19 protein-coding genes and 1 tRNA gene are annotated in these 19,608 nt (G+C 72.3%); 10 read left to right on the top strand and 10 right to left on the bottom strand.

Going from position 1 to position 19,608, the window contains the following annotated elements; genetic code table 11:
• The first annotated feature begins 51 nt into the window (after nt 1-51).
• Nucleotides 52-507, top strand: coding sequence for a hypothetical protein (locus tag ACFWUY_RS05305; protein WP_384102187.1), 456 nt, complete (start codon nt 52-54; stop codon nt 505-507).
• 81 nt (nt 508-588) lie between these two features.
• On the opposite strand, the gene ACFWUY_RS05300 is transcribed toward ACFWUY_RS05305, so the two are convergent.
• Both ACFWUY_RS05300 and ACFWUY_RS05295 read right to left on the bottom strand, forming a co-directional pair.
• Nucleotides 589-1,506 (bottom strand): DUF6891 domain-containing protein, encoded by a 918-nt coding sequence (locus ACFWUY_RS05300; protein WP_384102185.1) that lies wholly within the window; start codon nt 1,504-1,506, stop codon nt 589-591.
• Nucleotides 1,507-1,608: 102 nt separating this feature from the next.
• Nucleotides 1,609-2,235, bottom strand: coding sequence for a TetR/AcrR family transcriptional regulator (locus ACFWUY_RS05295; protein WP_384102183.1), 627 nt, complete (start codon nt 2,233-2,235; stop codon nt 1,609-1,611).
• A gap of 80 nt (nt 2,236-2,315) precedes the next feature.
• On the opposite strand from ACFWUY_RS05295, the gene ACFWUY_RS05290 reads away from it, so the two are divergent.
• Nucleotides 2,316-2,708, top strand: coding sequence for a Dabb family protein (locus ACFWUY_RS05290; protein ID WP_384102181.1), 393 nt, complete (start codon nt 2,316-2,318; stop codon nt 2,706-2,708).
• Between the two features lie 50 nt (nt 2,709-2,758).
• Nucleotides 2,759-3,187, top strand: a complete 429-nt coding sequence (locus ACFWUY_RS05285) for an ATP-binding protein (RefSeq protein ID WP_384102178.1) — start codon at nt 2,759-2,761, stop codon at nt 3,185-3,187.
• A gap of 34 nt (nt 3,188-3,221) precedes the next feature.
• On the opposite strand, the gene ACFWUY_RS05280 is transcribed toward ACFWUY_RS05285, so the two are convergent.
• The 4 genes from ACFWUY_RS05280 to ACFWUY_RS05265 form a co-directional block, all read right to left on the bottom strand.
• The gene (locus ACFWUY_RS05280) at nt 3,222-4,025 is read right to left on the bottom strand and encodes a MerR family transcriptional regulator (RefSeq protein WP_384102176.1); all 804 of its coding nucleotides are present in this window, start codon (nt 4,023-4,025) and stop codon (nt 3,222-3,224) included.
• Complete coding sequence (locus tag ACFWUY_RS05275; RefSeq protein ID WP_384102174.1) at nt 4,018-4,554, bottom strand: VOC family protein; 537 nt, start codon at nt 4,552-4,554, stop codon at nt 4,018-4,020. The genes ACFWUY_RS05280 and ACFWUY_RS05275 overlap by 8 nt, the downstream gene beginning before the upstream one ends.
• A gap of 185 nt (nt 4,555-4,739) precedes the next feature.
• Nucleotides 4,740-7,010 carry an FG-GAP repeat domain-containing protein gene (locus ACFWUY_RS05270; protein WP_384102172.1) on the bottom strand — a complete coding sequence of 757 codons (2,271 nt, stop codon included), beginning with the start codon at nt 7,008-7,010 and terminating at the stop codon, nt 4,740-4,742.
• A 69-nt stretch (nt 7,011-7,079) separates the two neighbouring features.
• The gene (locus ACFWUY_RS05265) at nt 7,080-7,457 is read right to left on the bottom strand and encodes a VOC family protein (protein ID WP_384102170.1); all 378 of its coding nucleotides are present in this window, start codon (nt 7,455-7,457) and stop codon (nt 7,080-7,082) included.
• Between the two features lie 133 nt (nt 7,458-7,590).
• Between ACFWUY_RS05265 and ACFWUY_RS05260 the strand changes: the two genes are divergently transcribed.
• Nucleotides 7,591-8,406, top strand: coding sequence for a hypothetical protein (locus ACFWUY_RS05260; protein WP_384102168.1), 816 nt, complete (start codon nt 7,591-7,593; stop codon nt 8,404-8,406).
• A 68-nt stretch (nt 8,407-8,474) separates the two neighbouring features.
• On the opposite strand, the gene ACFWUY_RS05255 is transcribed toward ACFWUY_RS05260, so the two are convergent.
• From ACFWUY_RS05255 to ACFWUY_RS05245, 3 genes are all read right to left on the bottom strand, one after another.
• Complete coding sequence (locus tag ACFWUY_RS05255; protein ID WP_384102166.1) at nt 8,475-9,389, bottom strand: cellulose-binding protein; 915 nt, start codon at nt 9,387-9,389, stop codon at nt 8,475-8,477.
• A gap of 115 nt (nt 9,390-9,504) precedes the next feature.
• Nucleotides 9,505-12,156 carry an SUKH-4 family immunity protein gene (locus ACFWUY_RS05250; RefSeq protein WP_384102164.1) on the bottom strand — a complete coding sequence of 884 codons (2,652 nt, stop codon included), beginning with the start codon at nt 12,154-12,156 and terminating at the stop codon, nt 9,505-9,507.
• A 7-nt stretch (nt 12,157-12,163) separates the two neighbouring features.
• Complete coding sequence (locus tag ACFWUY_RS05245; RefSeq protein WP_384102162.1) at nt 12,164-13,162, bottom strand: SMI1/KNR4 family protein; 999 nt, start codon at nt 13,160-13,162, stop codon at nt 12,164-12,166.
• A gap of 267 nt (nt 13,163-13,429) precedes the next feature.
• Here ACFWUY_RS05245 and ACFWUY_RS05240 point away from each other — a divergent pair, with 267 nt between their 5' ends.
• Both ACFWUY_RS05240 and ACFWUY_RS05235 read left to right on the top strand, forming a co-directional pair.
• Entirely contained in the window at nt 13,430-13,942 is a 513-nt protein-coding gene (locus ACFWUY_RS05240; RefSeq protein ID WP_384102160.1) for a YwqJ-related putative deaminase, read from the top strand.
• Between the two features lie 10 nt (nt 13,943-13,952).
• Nucleotides 13,953-14,444 (top strand): SUKH-3 domain-containing protein, encoded by a 492-nt coding sequence (locus ACFWUY_RS05235; protein ID WP_384102159.1) that lies wholly within the window; start codon nt 13,953-13,955, stop codon nt 14,442-14,444.
• Between the two features lie 22 nt (nt 14,445-14,466).
• Here the strand turns inward: ACFWUY_RS05235 and ACFWUY_RS05230 are convergent, their stop codons facing one another.
• Nucleotides 14,467-15,789: a sensor histidine kinase gene (locus tag ACFWUY_RS05230; protein WP_384102157.1), complete on the bottom strand. Its 1,323-nt coding sequence runs from the start codon at nt 15,787-15,789 to the stop codon at nt 14,467-14,469.
• A 175-nt stretch (nt 15,790-15,964) separates the two neighbouring features.
• Between ACFWUY_RS05230 and ACFWUY_RS05225 the strand changes: the two genes are divergently transcribed.
• The 4 genes from ACFWUY_RS05225 (at nt 15,965) to ACFWUY_RS05210 (ending at nt 19,529) form a co-directional block, all read left to right on the top strand.
• A tRNA-Gln gene (locus ACFWUY_RS05225) sits at nt 15,965-16,036 on the top strand.
• Between the two features lie 109 nt (nt 16,037-16,145).
• Nucleotides 16,146-17,594, top strand: a complete 1,449-nt coding sequence (gene glmU, locus ACFWUY_RS05220) for a bifunctional UDP-N-acetylglucosamine diphosphorylase/glucosamine-1-phosphate N-acetyltransferase GlmU (RefSeq protein WP_384102155.1) — start codon at nt 16,146-16,148, stop codon at nt 17,592-17,594.
• A 121-nt stretch (nt 17,595-17,715) separates the two neighbouring features.
• A complete protein-coding gene (locus tag ACFWUY_RS05215) occupies nt 17,716-18,690 on the top strand; it encodes a ribose-phosphate diphosphokinase (RefSeq protein WP_384102153.1) in 975 nt (324 codons plus the stop codon).
• 251 nt (nt 18,691-18,941) lie between these two features.
• Nucleotides 18,942-19,529, top strand: coding sequence for a 50S ribosomal protein L25/general stress protein Ctc (locus ACFWUY_RS05210; protein ID WP_384102151.1), 588 nt, complete (start codon nt 18,942-18,944; stop codon nt 19,527-19,529).
• Nucleotides 19,530-19,608 lie beyond the last annotated feature (79 nt).

Genomic DNA, 19,608 nt, shown 5'->3' with positions numbered 1-19,608 from the left:
CTACGATCGCCGCTTCGGATCCGGCAGGACGCCGGCGAGAGGGCGGGGCGAGTGAACGAGCCGGATGACCCACAGCAGGAGCCGCTCAGGCTGGTGGCGGCGAACGTGGTGGCCTGGCGCCGGTGCGGAGCCGGCGGCCAGGAACTGCGCCCGGGGACGAAGCACTTCAAGGGCGGGGCGAAGGTGTACGTGACCGGCGTGTACTGGGGTCCGGGAGGCGAACGGGTCACGGTGGCCGGACGTGAACGGCACACCGGCCGGTGGATCGTCATCGACACGGCGACCCGCCACCTCCACACCTTCCGGCCCATGCTCGTCCACACTCCGCGCGTCCTGGAGCGGCTGCGCGAGGCAGGACACGGGTACGGGCTCGACGCGGACCGCGCGGCGGACGTCTCCGCGACGCTGGAGCGGTACGCGCGCCGGTACCGCGCCGAGACGGCGCCGAACAGCCCGCACCCGGACCGATGCCTGTGTCACGCCTGCCTCACCGGCGAATCCGGGTAGAGCGTGTTCTTCCGTCGGGTCGACGGGGCCACCCCGTCTGTACGACCCGGGGATGCGGGGGGTGATCTTTCACGCCCGTCCCTAACCGACCAGCCGACGGCGCCAGTCCAGAGGGGTGACGGTGATGGCCCGGCCGGGGTCACGGTCCCACTCGGCGTGGAGGCCGACTGTTGCGAGGGCGGCCACGACCTCGTGTCCAATGGCTGCAGTGGTCTCGGACGAGCCGTCGAAACCGCCGTAGAGGAGCGTCAGTCCGTGGCCGGCCGCGGCGGAATCCGTGCACTGGGTGTGGAAGTAGACGAAGCCGCGGGCGTCGGTCCCGCCTTCACCGCCGATCTCGGACTGGCCGCAGCTACGGCAACAGGTGAAGTTCTCGCGGGAGGTGATACCGGCCTCCCGCAGGGCGGTGAACGCGCGAGTGAGCCGCTCGGGATCGGTCTCGCCCTGCCATGCGGCTTGCTCCGCGACCCGTTCCAGCCACAACCGGTCGGCCAGCGCCTCAGCTTGCTCACGTGAAACGGGCCGACGGTCCTCGGTGACCAGGTACTCCTCCGCGAGCTCGGCCAGTTCGGCGCGGGAGGCGTAGCCGCCGGCCAGCACTTCACGGAGGCGCTTCTCCAGCTCCTCGCGCTCCTCTTCGTCGAGGTCGAGCGGCGGCACCTCGCGGGCGGGACCCATGTCCAGCAGCGACCAAGGCAGACCACCGTCCCAACCGGCCTCCTGGCGGGCCCAGCCGGTAATCGCCACAACCACGTCCTCGGGCCCGTCGACCATCGCCTGGAAGTGCCGGTCAGCGGCACCGTCGCGGTACTCCAGCGTGTAGTCGCCACCGGCCTTGTGCCAGACCTGGGCGAAGACATCGGGCAGGTCGGGTATCCGCTGGACCACCAGGAACCGGTCCCCGTCGTCACCGATGCGCCGGACCAACCCAGCCAGTTCCCCGGCGGACACACGGATGTGCCGCTCCCAGTTCTCCGCCTTCACCACGACCTCGAGCATGCGCAGACTCTGACATACCCCTCTGACATACCCCCTGCCTGCAGACCTGTACGGAGGCGTGGAGACGCAGGCCGCCGCGATCCGTTGGCAGTGATGAGCGGATCAGTTTCCGTAAGCGCGCAGAAAGACGTCCACGGCAGGGACCGCGACGGTCTCCGGGGCGGCGTCGGAGCGGTACTCCAGCGAGCCGGTGACCAGGGAGAGGAAGTGCTCGGCGGCGAGCTCCGGGTCGCATCCGCCCAGGCGGCCGTCGAGGGCCATGCGAGCCAGACGGTCAGCGAGGGCGGAACGCACCCGCAGGGCTGTGCGCCCGCGTACGCTCGCCACCAGGTCGGGGAACTGCGCCGTCTGCGCACAGGCCAGCCGCCTTACGGCGGTGGCGTCTTCGCCGCCGAACTCCTTCAGCAGGCCGCGGGCCACGGCCGTGAGCGCGGCGCGCGGGTCGGCGTCGGTGGCGGTTTCACGCAGCTGCTCGACGACAGCGAGGCCGCGCGCGCCGATCCGGTCAGCGGCGGCCTCGACGGCCTCGCGGTAGAGGCTCTCCTTGTCGTTCAGATGGCTGTAGACGGTCGGCTTGGCCACGCCCGCCTCTTGCGCGATCTCCTTCACGCACGCCTGGGCGTAGCCGCGCCGCGCGAACACCGTGAACGCGCCGTCCAGGATGGCCTGCCGCCGCTCGATCAGCCCACGCGCCTTACGGCCGCCCTCGGTTGACACTTCTGAACCCATGGGTTCAGTGTACTTACTGAACCAATCAGAACAGAAATTTGGACCAGCGGGTTCAGTATGTCTGGAAGGGTGACACAGGCGTGATCGTTCACATGCTGCGTTTCGCGTTCAAGGAGACCGCGACCGAGGAGGAGCGCGAGCACGTGCTCGCGGTGATACGACGAACGGCCTCCGTCGAGTCGGTTTCGTTCTCGACGGTGGGTCAACTGCTTGACGACTCCGACGGCTTCACCCATGCCTGCTCCGTCGGCATCGCCGACCTGCCGGCTCTGCGGCGGTACATGCACGATCCGGTCCACCTGGCCGGCGACCCGCAGATCATTCCCCATCTGGCCAGGATCGCCATCGGTCCGGACCTGTCCGACGACATGACGCCCACCCTGGCCCGGGACATCCTGGCCCTGCACGAGGAGAAGGTCGCGCTCCACCCGCAGTGGGCCGCCGCCCTCGGCCCACTGCTGGCAGCCTCGTGACGTGAGAGCCCTGCCCGTCCGGCTCGGACGGGCAGGGCTCCCCCACGTACTTGGGCGACCGGGTCTTCACCCTGCGGTTCACGTCGACGCCCCGGGGCGCCCGGCTCGCGCGCCGCCTTGTCGCCGTGCGACTCGACGAGTGGGGTGTGCCGTACGGGACGGGGCCGCACGAGAGCGTCGTCCTGGTCGCCGCCGAGCCGGCGGCGAACGCGGTGCGGCACGGGCACGTGCCCGGCCGGGACTTCCGCCTGCTGCTGCGGGTCACGGACGGGCCCCGGCCCGTCGCGCGGGTCGAGGTGAGCGACACCCGGGCCGAACGCGTACCGCCCCGGCCGGGAAGGATCACCGGCCTCCGTCCGGAACTGGCGCACGGGGGCCGGGGGTCGCTGCTCGCCGCGTCGCTCGCCGACCGCTGGGGCTGGTGCCCGAGGCTCGGGGCGCCGGGGAAGACGGTGTGGGCGGAGTGCGCGCTCGGCTGAGGCGCGCGGGGATACGGGCGTCCGGGCCCTCGCCCTACTGCCAGGTCGCGGTGTCGGGGTCGATGCCGTGCGCGCGTGCGTCGGCGTCGATGAGGTGACGGAGCCACGCGGCGAGACCAGGGCGGATGCCGTCGTAGTGGGCGGCGAATCCCGCGTCGGCCTCGTACATGCGGCCGAGGCAGACCTGCATCTGCCTGGTGAGGGGGAAGTAGGAGGCGAAGACCTCGCGGTGCCGGTCGACGAGCCGGCCCGCCTCCGCGCTGCCCGGTGCGACGCCGGCGTCCATCGCCTCCCCGAGCGCGCGGTCGAGGCCGGACACGGCGTCGGCGACGGCCTGCCACTCCTCCGGGCCGCGAGAGGCCGAGCGCTCGGCGTACTGCCGCCACTGCGCCGTGTCTCCGTAGCGCTGACGGGCCTGGGCGGGGCCGTCCGGGTCCCAGTGGGGGCCGAAGATCGCGGCCTGCTGCTCGGCGGTCAGCAGCAGGCCGCGCTCGTGGGCGGCGATCATCCGGTCAAGGCCCGCGTCGAGCTGCTGGAGGCGGTCGATCCGTTCAGCGACCTGGGCGCGCTGCGCGCGCAGCGCGCCGGGCACGTCCACGGTCGAGTCGTCCAGGACCACCCGGATCCTGTCCAGGCCGAGACCGATCTCGCGGTAGACGACGACGCGGTGCAGGCGTTCCAGATCGCCGGCGGTGTAGAGCCGGTATCCGGCAGCCGTGCGCAGCGACGGGCACGCGAGACCGATCTCGTCCCAGTGGTGCAGCGCGCGGACGGTCACGCCCAGCCGCGCCGAGACCTCGCCGACGGTCAGGCCGTCGGCGTCGGTGACATCAGGCATGCTCCCCATTGTCCTCGAGCGCGGTGTCCGGCGGGGTGATCCCGATGGCCGCGAGGTTCCGCGCCTCCTGGCTCGCCGGGTCGAAGGGCTTCGCCGCGGTGAGGACGACCCGCGCGTTCTCGGGGGTGATCACCTCCACGTCGCGGGTGTTCCAGGGCGTGTCCCGTGGACCGTCGACCGAGTCCGGGCGGAGCGCGCGACAGGCCTCGACGAGGGAGTCGACCTGGCTGAGCACACAGGCGAAACTGACGCTCATCGTCGGCGCCTGCTCCGGAACGCTCCCCTCCGAGACGAGAAGCACGTCCTGGAACGCCCACCGGCGCAGATGCACGAGCCTGCCGGGGATGCCGAACAGCTCGAAGAACCCGAGCCCGCGCACCCAGAAGTCCACCGACGCCGCCAGATCGCTCGTGGGGATCGTCACGAAGGCGGGCATGCCGTAGATGCCGCGGAACAGTTCCGGCGGCACGGCGTCGGGGCCGGGGGCGGGTACGGGGCTCGTCTCGAACGCGTTGTAGTAGTCGCTCATGGGCCCCACCCTCCGGCCTCACGCGACGTGAGGGTCAAGCGGGATCCACGGACTGTCGGCACCGGCCCGTCGCGCGGGTCGAGGCGAACGGCACCCGGGCCGAGCGGTACCGCCCCGGCCCGGGAAACGCCCCGCCCCCCGTCCGGAAGCGCCGGACGGGGGGCGGGGGTTGCTGCTCGTCGAACCTAGAAGGCCGTGTTGTACCGGACCCCGCTCGTGACGTCGGTCTTCACACCGCCCTTGAGGGGGGCCTTCCAGTTGCCCGTACCGGCGTAGAAGGTGGCGCCGGCGGCCGAGGCGATCAGGTCGGCGTACCCGTCGCCGTTGGCGTCACCGACGCCGACGAGGTCCGTGAAGCCGCCCCAGCCGGAACCGACCCGGGTACGGGCGGCGAAGGTGCCGTCGCCCTTCCCGAGGTACAGCCAGAGGACACCGGACCGGTCTCGGGCGAGGAGGTCACCGGCGGGGCCCCCGGCAAGGTTGCCGACGGCGGCGACCTCGTTGTAGACGCCCCATCCGCCGCCGATCCGCTTGCGGGTGGAGAAGGGGGTCGTGGCGTTCCCCGTGCCCGGGGAGAGCCACAGGACGCCGGACTTGTCAGTGGCGACGACATCGGGACGGCCGTCGCCGGTGACGTCGCTGCCGGCCGCGATCCGGTCGTAGGCCTGCCAGCCGCCACCGATCCGCGTGCGGCCGGAGAGCGGCTTGTCCCGGTCGCCGGTGCCCTGATAGAGCCAGAGGACGCCGGAGCTGTCCCGCGCGAGGACGTCGGGCGCGGTCGTGCCCGCGATGTTCCCGGCGGTCTCCAGCCGGTCATAGACCTGCCAGCCGCCGCCGACCCGTGTCCCGCCCACGGACTTGATGGAACCGCCCACCGCGACGGGCTGGGTCCCGAACGCCCACAGGTCGCCGTTGACCTCCCGGGTCAGGAGATCGGCGGTGCCGTCGCCGTCGAAGTCGTGGGGCGCGGGGGGCCGGGTCACGGTGAACCGGCCGGAGCGCTTCTGCGGGGCTCCGATGCCTTCGTCCGGCGTGGCCGTGATCTCCCACTCGTACTCGCCCGCACGGGCCGGGCTCAGCACTGTGTCCAGGCGCTCCGGGTCCTTGCCGTCCCAGTGCCAGTCGATCCGACGCGGGGCCACGTCGCCGGCGGGCCACTCCCGCACCAACGACTTCCCACTGCGGACGTGCTTCAGGCTGACCCGTACGTACGTGTCCCCCCGGGACAGGTCCCAGCTGAAGTCGACCCCGCCCGCGAGCTGGTCGCCGGAGAGCGTCTTCGGGGCGGTGGAGCCGGTGGTGAGGGTCAGGACGGTCGGCTGCCCCGTGGAAGCGACCAGTTCCACGTCCGGCCGGCCGCCGTCGGCGCGGGGCGAGAACCGGTAGAGGCCCTCCCCCTGCTCGGGGGTGCCGCCGCGCACCAGGAGCGAGCCGCCGGGGCCGGCGGCGGCCGAGGAGAACGCGGTGAGGGCGACGGACTTCTCCCCGGTCCCGATCGACCGGAGGGTGAACGGCCGTACCGTGGCGGGGGCCACGCCGCCGGAGGCGGAGCTGTCGATGTGGGCCTTCTGGCCGTACGCCATCCAGCCGCCGACCAGGTACAGCGGGTCCGTCACACTGGCTTCGGTGTCCGGGAACCACTGACGCGTGGCTCCGCCGCCGCGCTTGAGGGCGACGATCCCGTCGTCTCCCAGCCGCGCCTCGCGCCAGGCCACGTGGGTCGCGGATATGGCACCGTCGTAAGCCCACTGGTCCTCGTCCTGAAGGTGCCAGGCCGATGATCCCGTGGCGAGGTCGACGGAGATCTTGGCGGACATACGCGCTGGGCCGATCACGCAGTCGTAGAGCGCGGAGTCGGTGTCGGTCCAGACCTCCCCGCCCTCGTAGCACTCGACCTCGGGCGTCGGGATCAGCCGTCTGGGCTTCGGGATGCCGCCGTCGAGCGTGACGGCGTACTGCTCCACGGGGCCGCCGTCCTCGTACCGCCCGAGGAGCAGGGTGTTGCCGGCCAGGCCATTGAAGAAGTAGCCCTCGCCAAGCGCGTCGAGGTCCACCTCCTGCGGGGCCACGGCGCCGCCGGCGTGCGTCGACAGGTCGTAGACCCGCACCACCCGGCCGGCGACGGGGGCGGACCGGTCGACAGTGACGACGAGGTCCGAACCGCCGGCGGCGGCGGTGGTGGCACCGGGCAGCACGATCGACGAGCCGTCCGCGTACCAGGTCCAGCGGAACTCGGGCGTGCTGGTGCGTGTCTTCGACAGGAAGCCGCTGGGTCCCGCGCCGACGACGTCCGCGTTGCGCGGGAACGGCACGGTGGTCTGCTGCTGGTCCTGCTGTACGGCCCCCGGCACGGCCGCCGTGGCCGGGAGCGCGGTGAGCGTGCCGCCCGTGGCGGCGAGGACGATGGTGACGGCGGCGGCCGCGAGACGGCGGCCGCGTGTACGTGCGTGATTCAAGTAGGTGTTCCCTCCCCTGGGAAACGGGAGGTTATCGGATGCCCGGCAACCGGTTTCCATCGGCTTCCGCTACGCCTCCGGACGCTTCCGGGGCGAGACGCAGAACGGGTGCCCCGCCGGGTCCAGGACGACCCGCCACAGGTCGGGACGGGGCTGGAACGCGGGTACGGTCGCGCCCCACTCCACGAGCCGGGCCACGGCCTCGTCCAGGTCGTCGACGACGAAGTCCAGGTGGAACTGCTGCGGGACCTCGCCGTCCGGCCAGGTCGGCGGGCGGTGGCCCTCGACCCGCTGGAAACCGATCACCGGGCCGTCCTCGCCGACGAGGCCCGCGAAGGCGTCGTCCGAGCGTTCGTGCAGGTCCAGGCCGGTGGCCTTCGCGTAGAAGCCGGCCAGCGCCAGCGGGTCGGAGCAGTCCAGGTGCACGGCCGTCAGTGTCATCCGCATGGCGGTGAGCCTAGGTTCGGTGCTCCTCGCCGACACGGGAATTTCCGCCGCGGTCCGCCACCGACGGCGGGTCGCGAACCGCCCCGAGCAAATCCGGTGGCACCGGCAGCCTTCGGACGACAAGACTGCGCCGGTGAACATCCTGCCGCCGTCGCCCGGCTCGCCCTCTCTGCCGGTACCGGACCCGCGCGTCCGCGGCGACGTTCTCGACTACGCGGGCATGCACGCCCTGGTCGCCGACCTCGTTCTGCCCGGCGACGCGTCGATGTACGTCATGAGCACGCTGGAAACGTCCCGCGAGCTCATCCGGCACTCGTACTACCGGTACGAGTTCGCCACCGTCGCCGTCACGCATTCCCTGTTCGCCCTGGAGCACGTCCTCGCCGAGCGCCTGGGCACGAACGAACCGCTCCAGGACCTCATCGAGCGGGCCGCCGAGGCAGGGCTCATCGCGGCCGGACCCGCCGCCGAACTCGACCGCGGCCGACTGCTGCGCGACCGACTCGCACAGGGCACCGTGACCAGTGCCGACCTCAACCCGGCCGGGGCCATCGCCATGGTGCGTGCCGTCTTCGACGCTGTTTCCCTGCTCCTTCGTCCACCACCTGCGGCAGACGTGGCAGCCGTCGACATGAGCGGAGCACAGCCTGAGGACCAGCTCGCCCGGCTGTCGGAGGAACACCGGCGCGCCCTGTACCCCGACAGCTTCCGCGGCATCGACATCGAGGGCGTGGAGCTGATCCTCCTGGATGCCGACGTCGCCGGTCTCGTCCAGGGAGAGCTGGACGGCGGGCTCGACGACAACGGCGTTGCCCTCCTCTGGGCGTGTATCGCCGACCTCGACAAGGCCGTGCCCCTGATCAGCTCGGAGTACTGCGCCGCCTACTTCGCGAGACTTCGGACGATGGCCGAACTCGCGGCAGCGCGCCACCTTCCCCCCGCGACCTGACCGGCGGCCTGCTCGGAGGCCGGGCCCGGATCCGGGCCCGGCTTCGACACCGGCTCCCGGCCGGCCGCCTACTCCGAGCCCGGGCCCGGCCCGGAACCAGGCTCCGGCTCCGAGGGCTCCGACGGCCCCGCCACCCTCCCCGTCAGCGCCGCCAGCGAGTGGCGGATGTGCTCCATGTGCGCGTGGATCTCGTCCCGCGCCTCCTCGTGCTCCCGCAGCACCCGTTCCGTCTCGCGCTCGACCCGTTCCGCCTTCAGGCGCGCCCCGGCGAGGAGCTCGGCCGCCCGTGCCTCCGCGTCCTCCTGGCCGTGCCGGGCCTCCTCCTCCGTCTTCGCCAGGGCCTTCTGGGCGTCGGCGAGGCGGCCCTCCGTGCGGGCGAACAGTTCCTGGAGGCGGGCTTCCAGGTCGGCCGCCCTGGCCTCCTCCGCGCGCTCGGCCTCCTCCCGTACGGTCTTCTGCTCGGCGTTCTGTTCCGCCAGGAGCTCCGCCGCGCGCCGTTCGGTCTCCTCGAAGACCTCCCGCGCCGCCGCCGTCAGCTCCTCCGCCTCGCGGTTCGCCTCCGCCGTCAGTTCCCCGGCCCGCGCCCGCGCCGTCTCCAGGGTCGCGCGGGCCGCCGCTTCGGCCGCCGCCCGGACGCCCTCCGCGTACGTCCGCGCCGCCTCCGCCGCCTCCCGGGCCGCCGTCTCCGCCGCTTCCGCGAGGGACTGCGCCTCGGCCTCGGCCTCCCGTACGAGCGTCTCGTCCTCCAGTTCGGCGAGCTCCAGGATCTTGCGCGCCCGGTCGCTCAGCGACTCGTACCGCTGCGGCGCGAGCGCCTCGACGGCCTCGCGGAGCCGGGCGGCCTCGGCCTCCATCTCCTTCTCCAGGACCGTGAGCCGCGCGGCCCGCTCCCAGGCTCTGTCACGGTCCTCGGCGAGCGCTGCCAGGTAGCGGTCGACCTGCTCGGGGCGGTAACCGCGCCCCCGTCCGACAGCGAAACTCATCCCTGACACACCTTCCCTACGACCCGAACGTCCAGGATGCTCCATCAGAACGGACAAAAGGCACCCAACGTGCACGCACGTCGAGCGCCCTTCGTCACATCCCGTTCAGTACCCCTTACAGCAGGCCGTCCCACATCTGCTCGAGGAGCACCGACCACCAGTTCTCCGGCGACGAGAGCGCCGCCGGGTCGAGGATCGCCAACTGCGCCTGGAAGTCGACCGTCCAGCGCCCCGCCTGCTCCGGGTTCAGCCCGAACCTCAGCCGCCACATCCGGCCGAGCAGCGCCATCGAGCGGGTGAACTCCGGCAGCCCGGTGTTCACGAACTGCGGCGGCACCGGCTGCCCGCCGGGACCGGCCTCCACCGGCACCGCCACGATGTGCGCGGTCCCGTACTGGACGCACAGCGCCCGGCCGAAGTCCGACCCGAGCACCAGGTACGAGCTCGCGTCCGGCGCGGCCGGAACCTGTCGCTGCGCCGCCAGCTCGGCCAGCGTCGGCACCACCGGTACCGCCGGCTGCGCCCAGAAGAACGGCCCGAAGTCCGCCGGCAGACCCGCCCACACCAGCGTGCGCGCCACGACCTCCGGCACCCCCTGACGGGACACCGCGCGCTGGTCGAAGCGGAGCACGCCGGGACCGAACGCCCCGGCCAGCTCCTGCGCGATCGCCTCCGGCGGAACCGGTGGCGCCGGCTGCACCTGCGGCAGCGGCGCCCGTACCGGCGCGGGCCGCGCCGGGCCGTCCGCCACCTGGTGCAACTCGCCCTGGTGCGTCAGGAGTTGCCGCATGCCCTGCTGTCGTCCCGCGTGATCGCGACCGTACGGGGCGATGCTGGTGATCCGCGCCTGCGGCCACGTCTCCCGGATCATCCGCGCGCAGTAACCACCCGGCAGCTCGCAGGACTCCAGCTCGGTGTGCAGTTCGAGGACCTGCTGCGGCGGCACGTTCATCGCGCGCAGCTCGTGCAGGATCTGCCACTCCGGATGCGGGGTGCCCGGCGCCGAACGCCGGATGATCTGCGCCTCGGAACCGTCCGGCGCGCGATAGCGCAGCACCGCCTGGTACCCGGGACCGACCGTCGGCTGACCCATCGGCTGCTGCGGATAGCCGTACGCCGGGGGCACGGGCGCGGGCGGCGGCGTGTGTCCGCCGTGCCCCCCGTGCACCGGCGGTGGCGTGTGCCCGCCGTGCACCGGCGGCGGTGGAGCCGGCGGGCCCGGAGGCTGCGGCGCCGACGGACCACCCGGGCCCGGGTGCGCCAGCATCGTCGCGGCGTGCGCGATGCCGCCCGCGGGCGCACCGGGCGCGCCCGGCGGCGGCGGGGGCGGCGGAGGCGCGCCCTGACCACCCTGGCTCGGGTGCGCCAGCATCGTCGCGGCGTGGTGCACGGGCTGCGGCGGCGTCGGCGGGCCGGGCGGCGCCGGAGCGGGCGGCGGGCCGGGCGGCGCGGGCGGCTGGGGCCCCTCGGGCCCGAGCTGCGACACCAGCTGTGTGGGGATGTACGCGCCGGCGCCCGACGAGGCTCCCGGTGTACCCGGCGCACCGGGAAGGCCCGGCACTCCCGGGGCTCCCGGCGGCGGAGGCGGCATCGCAGGACCGCGCCCGCTCTTCGGCGGCAGAGCGGCCTTGCTGGTCGCGGCGTCCGCGATGTCCCCGGCACCCGGCCTCACGGGCGCCGGTGCGGGAGGCGGCGGCACTCCAGGGCCGCCGGGACCGGGCGGACCGGCCTGCGGAGGCACGGGCGCGGAAGGAGCGGGCGGTGCGGGCGGGGTCGCCGGAGCGCCTCCCGGCCTCGGCGCGGCCGGGTCGAGCCGGGGCGCCACGGCGGTCGGGGGCAGCGCGCTGCCCCCCTGCATCAGGGCGGTCGGCGCGTCGGCACCCACCTGCGGAGGCGGGGCGTCCTCGTCGTCCGTCCCCGACAACGCCGGCGCGAAGACGGTCGCGGGCAACGGCACCGCGCCGTCCGCACCACCGGAACTCGCGTTGGCGTCGACCCACGGACCACCCACGGACGCGGGCGGCGAAGCGGGCGCGGACGCGGGCATGGGCGCCGATACGGGAACAGGCGCGGGCGCGGCCGGAGGCACGACCGGCGCGGCGGCCGCCGGAGCCGCGGGCGTCTCCGCCGGAACACCGTCCATCGCCGTCGGCTCGTACGCGACGGCACCCGAGCCACCAGAAGCACCCGGAGCACCGGCGCCACCGTCCACGGAAGCCGGCACAGCCCCAGCCCCGGCCTCAGCCGCAGCCGGCGAAAGGAAGCCCCCCGACGACGAGACCGACGAAGCCACCGACGCCGAAGGACCCGTCACCGCGCCCACCGGGTCCGACGCGTCCTCCACCGGCGCCACCGAACTTCCGCTCTCCTGCGACGCGTTCGGCTGCTTCGGCAGACCGATCCTGTCCGCCGCGTCCTGCAACCACTCCGGCGGACTCAACAGGAACGACGTCTGGTTCAGATCGATCCGGGCCGCCGGAACGGCCGCCTGCGCCGGAACGTCCTCCGCCGCCCCGTACTCCTCCTCGTACCGCCGGATCACCTCGCCCACCGGCAGCCCCGGCCACAACGTCGCCTCGCCGCTGTCCCGGGCGATCACGAGCCGCTGGCGCCCGCCGTCCGACGTCGGGCCGCCCTCGCGGTCCTCCGCCCACAGCACGAACCCCAGCTCGAACTCCCGCACCCGCACCTCACGGTGCTGATACGACGGCAGGTCGCCGTTGATCCACTCCTCGGCGCGCTCCTGCGCCTGCGCGAAGGTCACCACAGCCCACTCACTCCCCCACCGGGACCACGGGCACCGCACGCGCGAAGCCACCGTCCACCATCAGGTTCGCCACCGTCTCCAGCTCCGGGGGATTGCCCGCGAGCCGCTGCAGAAACGCGTCGAAGTCCGCACCGCAGGGCAGCAGCAGTCGCTCCACCCGCTCGGCCACCGTCCACCCGGCCGCCACCTCGCCGGAGTCCCGGGCGTCGTCGTACGCGCAGAACCACACCGACCCGACCGCCTCGCCCCGGACCTTCAGCGCGATCAGACCGCCCTGGACGAAAGCGACGCCCAGGTAGTCCTTGGTCAGGTGGTCGCGAAGACACTTGTTGACGTAGACGAGGTCGTTGACGCCCGCCTCCTCGCGCACCGTGAAGAACGGCTGGTCCACGAGGAGACCCAGCTCCGCGTCGAGCGCCGTACCCACCGGGGCGCAGCCGCCCGCCGCCTTCAGGAACGAGCGGTACGCGCCCGGCAGCCGGTAGCCCAGGTCCTCCTCGACCCCCTGGAGCTGCTGCTCCGACACCGACACCAGGCCCTTCGGCAGCCCGAAGTGCACCGGCCGGGTCTCCTGCAGCGGCCGCGTACCCCGCTTCGAGTGGTCCACGGCGGCCGTCGCCACCCCGCCGTGATGGCGAAGCAGGGCCTTCACCTCGACCGGGACCAGTTCCATCCGGCGACCGCGCGCCACGTGGTGCCACGTCCAGCCGTGCGGCGTCGCCACCGCCGGGATCGTGTCCCACAGCTCATGACCGGTCGCCGCCATCGCCGCGTTCGCCGACACGTAGTCCGTCAGCCGCAGCTCGTCGACACCGAAACCCTCCGGCGGGTCCGCGATCTCCGCCGCCGCACGCGCGTACGGCGAGAAATCCGGATGGCCGAACTCGTCCACCCGTACCCCTCTCGGGTGACGGGAGGCACGGACCGGGTCCGGGAAGTGCACGACCTGCCCGGCATAGGCCGCGTTCGGTGGCGCGGTGTCCTGCCCGAGCCGACCTGTCGTCATGGCGGTTGCCCCCTGCACTGGCGTCGCTGACTGCTACTACGCGCAGCCGCTGGCTGCTCCTGACTGATGCCGCACAGCCTATGCGCTGCCACAAGAGCCCGAACCGGCCCGATCCGACGGTCACGAAGTGTCACGACGCCATGACAGTCGCACCATGATTCCGACACACCGAAGCCACGTTCCGCCGCCCCAGCTTCCCCATATGGCTCCCTATTTGGCAGGCTGTCCCCGCAACTCGGGGGATTGCAGGAGGGGAAGACCAGCACCATGCACGCAGCACCGACACCCACACAGGGTGACCCACGCCTCAACTGGAGCAGCAGCGCGGAAGCCACCCGCGCGCCCTTACTGCTTCACCGCCGCGACGGCATCCTCCCCACCGTCGGGGCCGCCCTCTCCGTGCGCGGAGAGACCCTCACGTGCACCGCGGGCCGCGGCGACCGCCCGCCCGCTCTGCACGCCCTCGTCCAGGACTTCCTGGACACCCTCACCAGCGGCCAGCGGGAACGCTTCACCGGACGCTGTCCGGAAGCGATCCTGCTCTCCCGGCACCTCACGGCCGCCGAGACGGGCCGTTCCAAGCGCGCGCAGCGCAAGCCCCTGACCCACAGCGAGGCGCGGCGCTCGCTCAAACACGCCAAGATCACCGCGCGCCGCATCCGCGAGGACGGCGATCCGCTCCACGGCAGCTACGCCGCACCCTGCCGCTCCTGTACGGCGATGCTCGCCCACTTCGGCGTCCGCGCCGTCGACCCCACCACGCCTGTCGAGAACGGCTGACCGCACACCCATGCCCGACCACCTCAGCACCACCCGCTTCCCCGTGAACGTCGACGCCGCCCTCCGCGAAGCCGGCTGGCAGCCCGGCCGCTGGGACATCAAGCTCGCCGAGGAATGGGCCGACGCCCTGCGCGCCCACGTCTCACCCGCCGGCCACCGGCACAGCGTCTTCCCCGCCGCCGTCGAGGCCTGGGCCGAATTCGGCGGCCTGCGGATCACCGCGCCCGGCCACGGCCGGCAGATAGCGCCCGCCGCCGTCCGCTTCGACCCGCTCGCCGGACTCCACCTCTCCCGCACCCTCGCCGACCTCGGCCGCGCCCTGGACACGGAACTCGCGCCCCTCGGCGAGGAGGGCGACCACCAGGCCGTCCTCGCCATGGACGCCGAGGGCCGCGTCTACAGCCTCGACCACGCCGGCGACTGGTACCTCGGCAAGGACATCGACGCGGCCCTCTCGACCCTCGTCACGGGGGCCCAGCCGACCCGTCTCACCGCCGGCTAGGCCCTGGTCCGCCGGACCCGCCTCAAGCCCCCTCGGCCTCCGCGGGCAGCACCGCCGACACCTTGAACCCGCCGGCGTCGGTCCCCCCGGAGACGAACACGCCCCCGAGCCGCGAGACCCGTTCCCGCATCCCCACCAGACCGTTCCCCCCGCTCGGCAGCCGTACGTCCGCCACGCCCGCGTCCGAAGGACACGGGCCGTTCTCCACCTGCATCGCGACCTCGCCCTCCCGGTGCGCGAGCCTGACCACGACCTTCGCGCCCGCCGCGTGCTTGTGGACGTTCGTCAGCGCCTCCTGCACCACCCGGTACGCCGTCCGTTCCACCTCCGGCGGATACGCCCGCACCTCCCCCGACACCACGAGCTCCACCACCGCCCCCGCCAGCCGCGACTGCTCGCACAACGCCTCCAGGGCGTCCAGGCACGGCCCGTCCTCGGCGGCGGCCTCGGCGGCGGCGGCGGCGGCCCGCCCGACGGCGGCCAGCGGCACCACGGCCGGAGCCACCGGAACGGCCCCTTCCCGCAGCACCCCCAGCATCTCCCGCAGCTCGGTGAGCGCCTGCCGTCCCATGTCCCCGACGAGGGCCGCGTTCTTCACCGCCTTCTGCGGATCCTTCAACGCCACCGCCTGCAACGCCGCCGCGTGCACCACCATCAGCGACACCCGGTGCGCCACCACGTCGTGCATCTCCCGCGCGATCCGCGTCCGCTCCTCCTGCCGCGCCCACTGCGCCCGCTGCTCCGCCCGGTCGGCGAGCAGGGACAGTTCCTGCTCCAGGCTGTCCGCCCGCTCCCGCAGGCTCTCCATCAGCCGGCGACGCGCCCCTATGTAGAGGCCGAAGAGCAGCGGCGGCGCGTTCAGGCCGAGGGTCACGAAGAGCGAGACGACCGGCACGTACCAGCCGCTCGGGTCGATCTCCTGCGGACCGGCGGCCCGGGCGATGTCCTGTCGCAGTCGCACCATGGTCACGACGAACACGGCGACCGTCGACATCCCGGCGAGTACGGCGGTGATCCGCCGGGGCACCTCGGAGGCGGCGAGCGTGTACAGCCCGACGATCCCCATGAGGAAGCCCATCTCGGCGGGCGCCACGGCGATCGACACGAGCACGACCCCGATGGGCCACCGCCGCCGCACGACGAGGACGGACCCGACGACCAGCCCGAACAGCACCCCCGCGGGCACGGGCAGCGAGGCCTGCTCGGCGAACCCGACGCCCTCGACCGCGCACTCCAGCGCGGACACGAGCCCGAGCCCCACATCGAGAACGGCACTCCGCCGTCTCCCCCACCACAACCAACTCCGGACGCCCCCGGCGTCCCGGTCTGCCCCCGTTACGGTCATGCCGCCCACCCTACGGGCGAGGCGCGCCGGAGAACGGCCGACCGGTCGACGTGCCGATCGTCCGGGTGGCCGCCGGCCGCGGCTCGTACCGTCGCGTCGAGGGGGCCCGGTACGGCATAGTGGAGGCCACCACGCCAACGGTCTGACATATTGTCCGTTTCGGTGGGTTACGCCATCCCCTGTGGTGTAATTGGCAGCACTGAGGCTTTTGGTGCCTTATGTCCGGGTTCGAGTCCTGGCGGGGGAGCTTCTTCGTTCGGGTCCTGACCACCACGGTCAGGACCCGCACTCATGTCCGCCGCCCTTCCCCCCGGTATCCTTCGTGCGTCCACCACCCAAAGCCGAAGGGCATTCCCGTGAGCGCCAATCGCCCGGCAGCCGTCGTCGTCCTCGCAGCGGGTGAGGGCACCCGCATGAAGTCGAAGACCCCCAAGGTCCTGCACGAGATCGCCGGACGGTCGCTCGTCGGACATGTCGTGTCCGCCGCCCGGGAGTTGGAGCCCGAGCACCTCGTCGTGGTCGTCGGGCACGCCCGTGAGCAGGTGAAGGGGCACCTGGAGGAGCAGTACGCCGGGACCCGCACCGCCGTCCAGGAGGAGCAGAACGGCACCGGGCACGCGGTGCGGATGGCCCTGGAGGAGCTCGGGCAGGCGCCCGACGGGACCGTGGTCGTGGTCTGTGGTGACACTCCGCTGCTGTCCGGGGAGACCCTGCGGGCCCTGGCGGACACCCACGCGGCCGACGGCAACGCCGTCACCGTGCTGAGCGCCGAGGTGCCGGACTCCACCGGTTACGGGCGGATCGTGCGGGACGCCGGGACCGGCGCCGTGACGGAGATCGTCGAGCACAAGGACGCCTCCGCCGAGCAGCGCGCGATCCGGGAGATCAACTCCGGGGTGTTCGCGTTCGACGGGCGGCTGCTCGCGGACGCGCTCGGCAAGGTGCGGACGGACAACAGCCAGGGCGAGGAGTACCTCACCGACGTGCTGTCGATCCTGCGTGAGGCGGGTCACCGGGTCGGCGCCTCGGTCGCGGCCGATCACCGCGAGATCCTCGGGATCAACAACCGGGTGCAGCTCGCGGAGGCCCGTGCCCTGCTGAACCAGCGGCTGATCGAGCGGGCGATGCTCGCGGGCGTGACGGTCGTCGACCCGGCGTCGGTGTTCGTGGACGTGACCGTCACCTTCGAGCCGGACGCGGTGATCCTGCCCGGTACGCAGCTGCTCGGCGCCACGCACATCGGCGAGGACGCCGAGGTCGGGCCGAACACGCGCCTCAAGGACACCACCGTCGGCAAGGGCGCGCGCGTGGACAACACCGTCGCCGACTCCGCCGTGATCGGCGAGAGCGCCTCCGTGGGCCCGTTCGCGTACCTGCGTCCGGGGACGAACCTCGGCAGGAAGGCCAAGGCCGGCACGTACGTCGAGATGAAGAACGCGACGGTCGGCGAGGGCACGAAGGTCCCCCACCTGTCGTACGTGGGCGACGCGACGATCGGCGAGTACTCGAACATCGGTGCGGCGAGCGTCTTCGTGAACTACGACGGCGAGACGAAGCACCACACCACGATCGGCTCACACTGCCGTACCGGCTCGGACAACATGTTTGTGGCTCCCATCACGATCGGGGACGGCGCCTACACCGCCGCGGGCTCCGTGATCACGAAGGACGTGCCGGCCGGTTCGCTCGCCGTCGCCCGGGGCCAGCAGCGGAATATCGAGGGTTGGGTGGCCCGGAAGCGGCCCGGCAGCGCTGCCGCGCAGGCCGCTCAGGCAGCGATTGAGGACTCCGCCGGCGAAAGCTGACCGGAAACAGGTGCGTCGAACTCGGCGTACCGTGATACGTGCACACAAATTCGGCTGGCTCGCACACGCGCACGACAGCTCGTGGTTCGCGACCAGACAACACGTCTGAGGAGACAGTGCTGTGACCGGGATCAAGACGACCGGCGAGAAGAAGCTGATGCTCTTCTCCGGCCGCGCCCACCCCGAGCTGGCCGAGGAGGTCGCACACCAGCTGGGTGTCGGTCTCGTTCCGACCAAGGCGTTCGACTTCGCCAACGGTGAGATCTACGTCCGCTTCCAGGAGTCGGCCCGCGGTGCGGACTGCTTCCTGATCCAGAGCCACACGGCTCCGATCAACAAGTGGATCATGGAGCAGCTGATCATGGTCGATGCGCTGAAGCGGGCCTCGGCCCGCAGCATCACCGTGATCATCCCGTCGTACGGCTACGCCCGTCAGGACAAGAAGCACCGTGGCCGCGAGCCGATCTCGGCCCGTCTGGTCGCGGACCTGCTGCAGACGGCCGGCGCGGACCGCATCCTGACGGTGGACCTGCACACGGACCAGATCCAGGGCTTCTTCGACGGCCCGGTGGACCACCTGTCGGCGCTGCCGGTGCTCGCGGACTACGTGGGTGCGAAGGTCGACCGCTCGAAGCTGACGATCGTCTCCCCGGACGCGGGCCGCGTGCGGGTCGCCGACCGCTGGTGCGACCGTCTGGACGCTCCCCTCGCGATCGTGCACAAGCGTCGTGACAAGGACGTCGCCAACCAGGTGACCGTGCACGAGGTCGTCGGTGACGTGAAGGGCCGCGTCTGTGTCCTGGTGGACGACATGGTCGACACGGGTGGCACGATCTGCGCCGCGGCGGACGCGCTGTTCGCACACGGCGCGGAGGACGTCATCGTGACGGCGACGCACGGCATCCTGTCGGGGCCGGCCGCGGACCGTCTGAAGAACTCCAAGGTCAGCGAGTTCGTGTTCACGGACACGCTGCCGGTGCCGGGCGCCCTCGAGCTGGACAAGATCACGGTGCTGTCGATCGCGCCGACGATCGCGCGTGCGGTGCGCGAGGTGTTCGAGGACGGTTCGGTGACGAGCCTCTTCGAGGAGCACTGAGTCTCCGCACAGGTGGACATGAGGGCCGTTTCCCCGTTCGGGGGAGCGGCCCTCCGCCGTGTTTCGGTGATCGAATTGGGTGGTAGGGGGGACGGCCGGTAGACTGCCGTAGTTGCTCGGCGAGGGAGGCCGTGCCCGTACGGATGTACAGGGTCACGGCGGTCCGTTATCGACGCGCTCTTCGTAGCAGGCCATCGCCAGTCGTGGCCGGGTGACCACTTTTTTCGTCACCTTTCCACGAGGAGCGCACCATGTCCGAGATCAAGCTCGCCGCTGCCGTCCGTACCGAGTTCGGCAAGGGCGCCGCGCGCGCCATCCGCCGTGACGGCCAGGTTCCCGCCGTCGTCTACGGCCACGGCTCCGAGCCGGCGCACGTGACCCTCCCGGCCCACGACCTGGCGCTCGCGCTGCGTACGCCGAACGTCCTGCTGTCCCTGGACGTCGACGGCAAGAACGAGCTGGCGATCCCGAAGGCCGTCCAGCGTGACGCCATCAAGGGCTTCCTGATCCACGTCGACCTGCTCCTCGTGCGCCGTGGCGAGAAGGTCACCGTCGAGGTCGTCGTCGAGACCGAGGGCGACCTGGCCCCGGGCAGCTTCCTGGTCGAGAACGTGCTGAACACGATCTCCGTCGAGACCGAGGCCACGCACATCCCGACCTCCGTCACCGTCTCCATCGAGGGCCTGGAGGCCGGTAACTCCATCCTCGCCAAGGACATCGAGCTGCCGTCCGGCACCACCCTGGTGACCGACCCCGACGCCGTCGTCATCCAGATCCTGGCCGCGCAGGCCGAGGAGCCGGCCGCCGACGCCGAGGCCACCGAGGGTGCCGAGGCCTGAGCCTCCGGCTCTGCCTGGCAGGCTTCTGCCTGACGTGACGGGGTGACGGGCCGTACGGCTCGTCACCCCGTTTCTCTTG

Origin of the sequence: Streptomyces sp. NPDC058664 (genome assembly GCF_042716635.1) — a bacterium.
Classification (GTDB): domain Bacteria; phylum Actinomycetota; class Actinomycetes; order Streptomycetales; family Streptomycetaceae; genus Streptomyces.
Note: the sequence above shows the minus strand (reverse complement) of the source record. Positions and strands in the feature narration are given on the sequence as shown.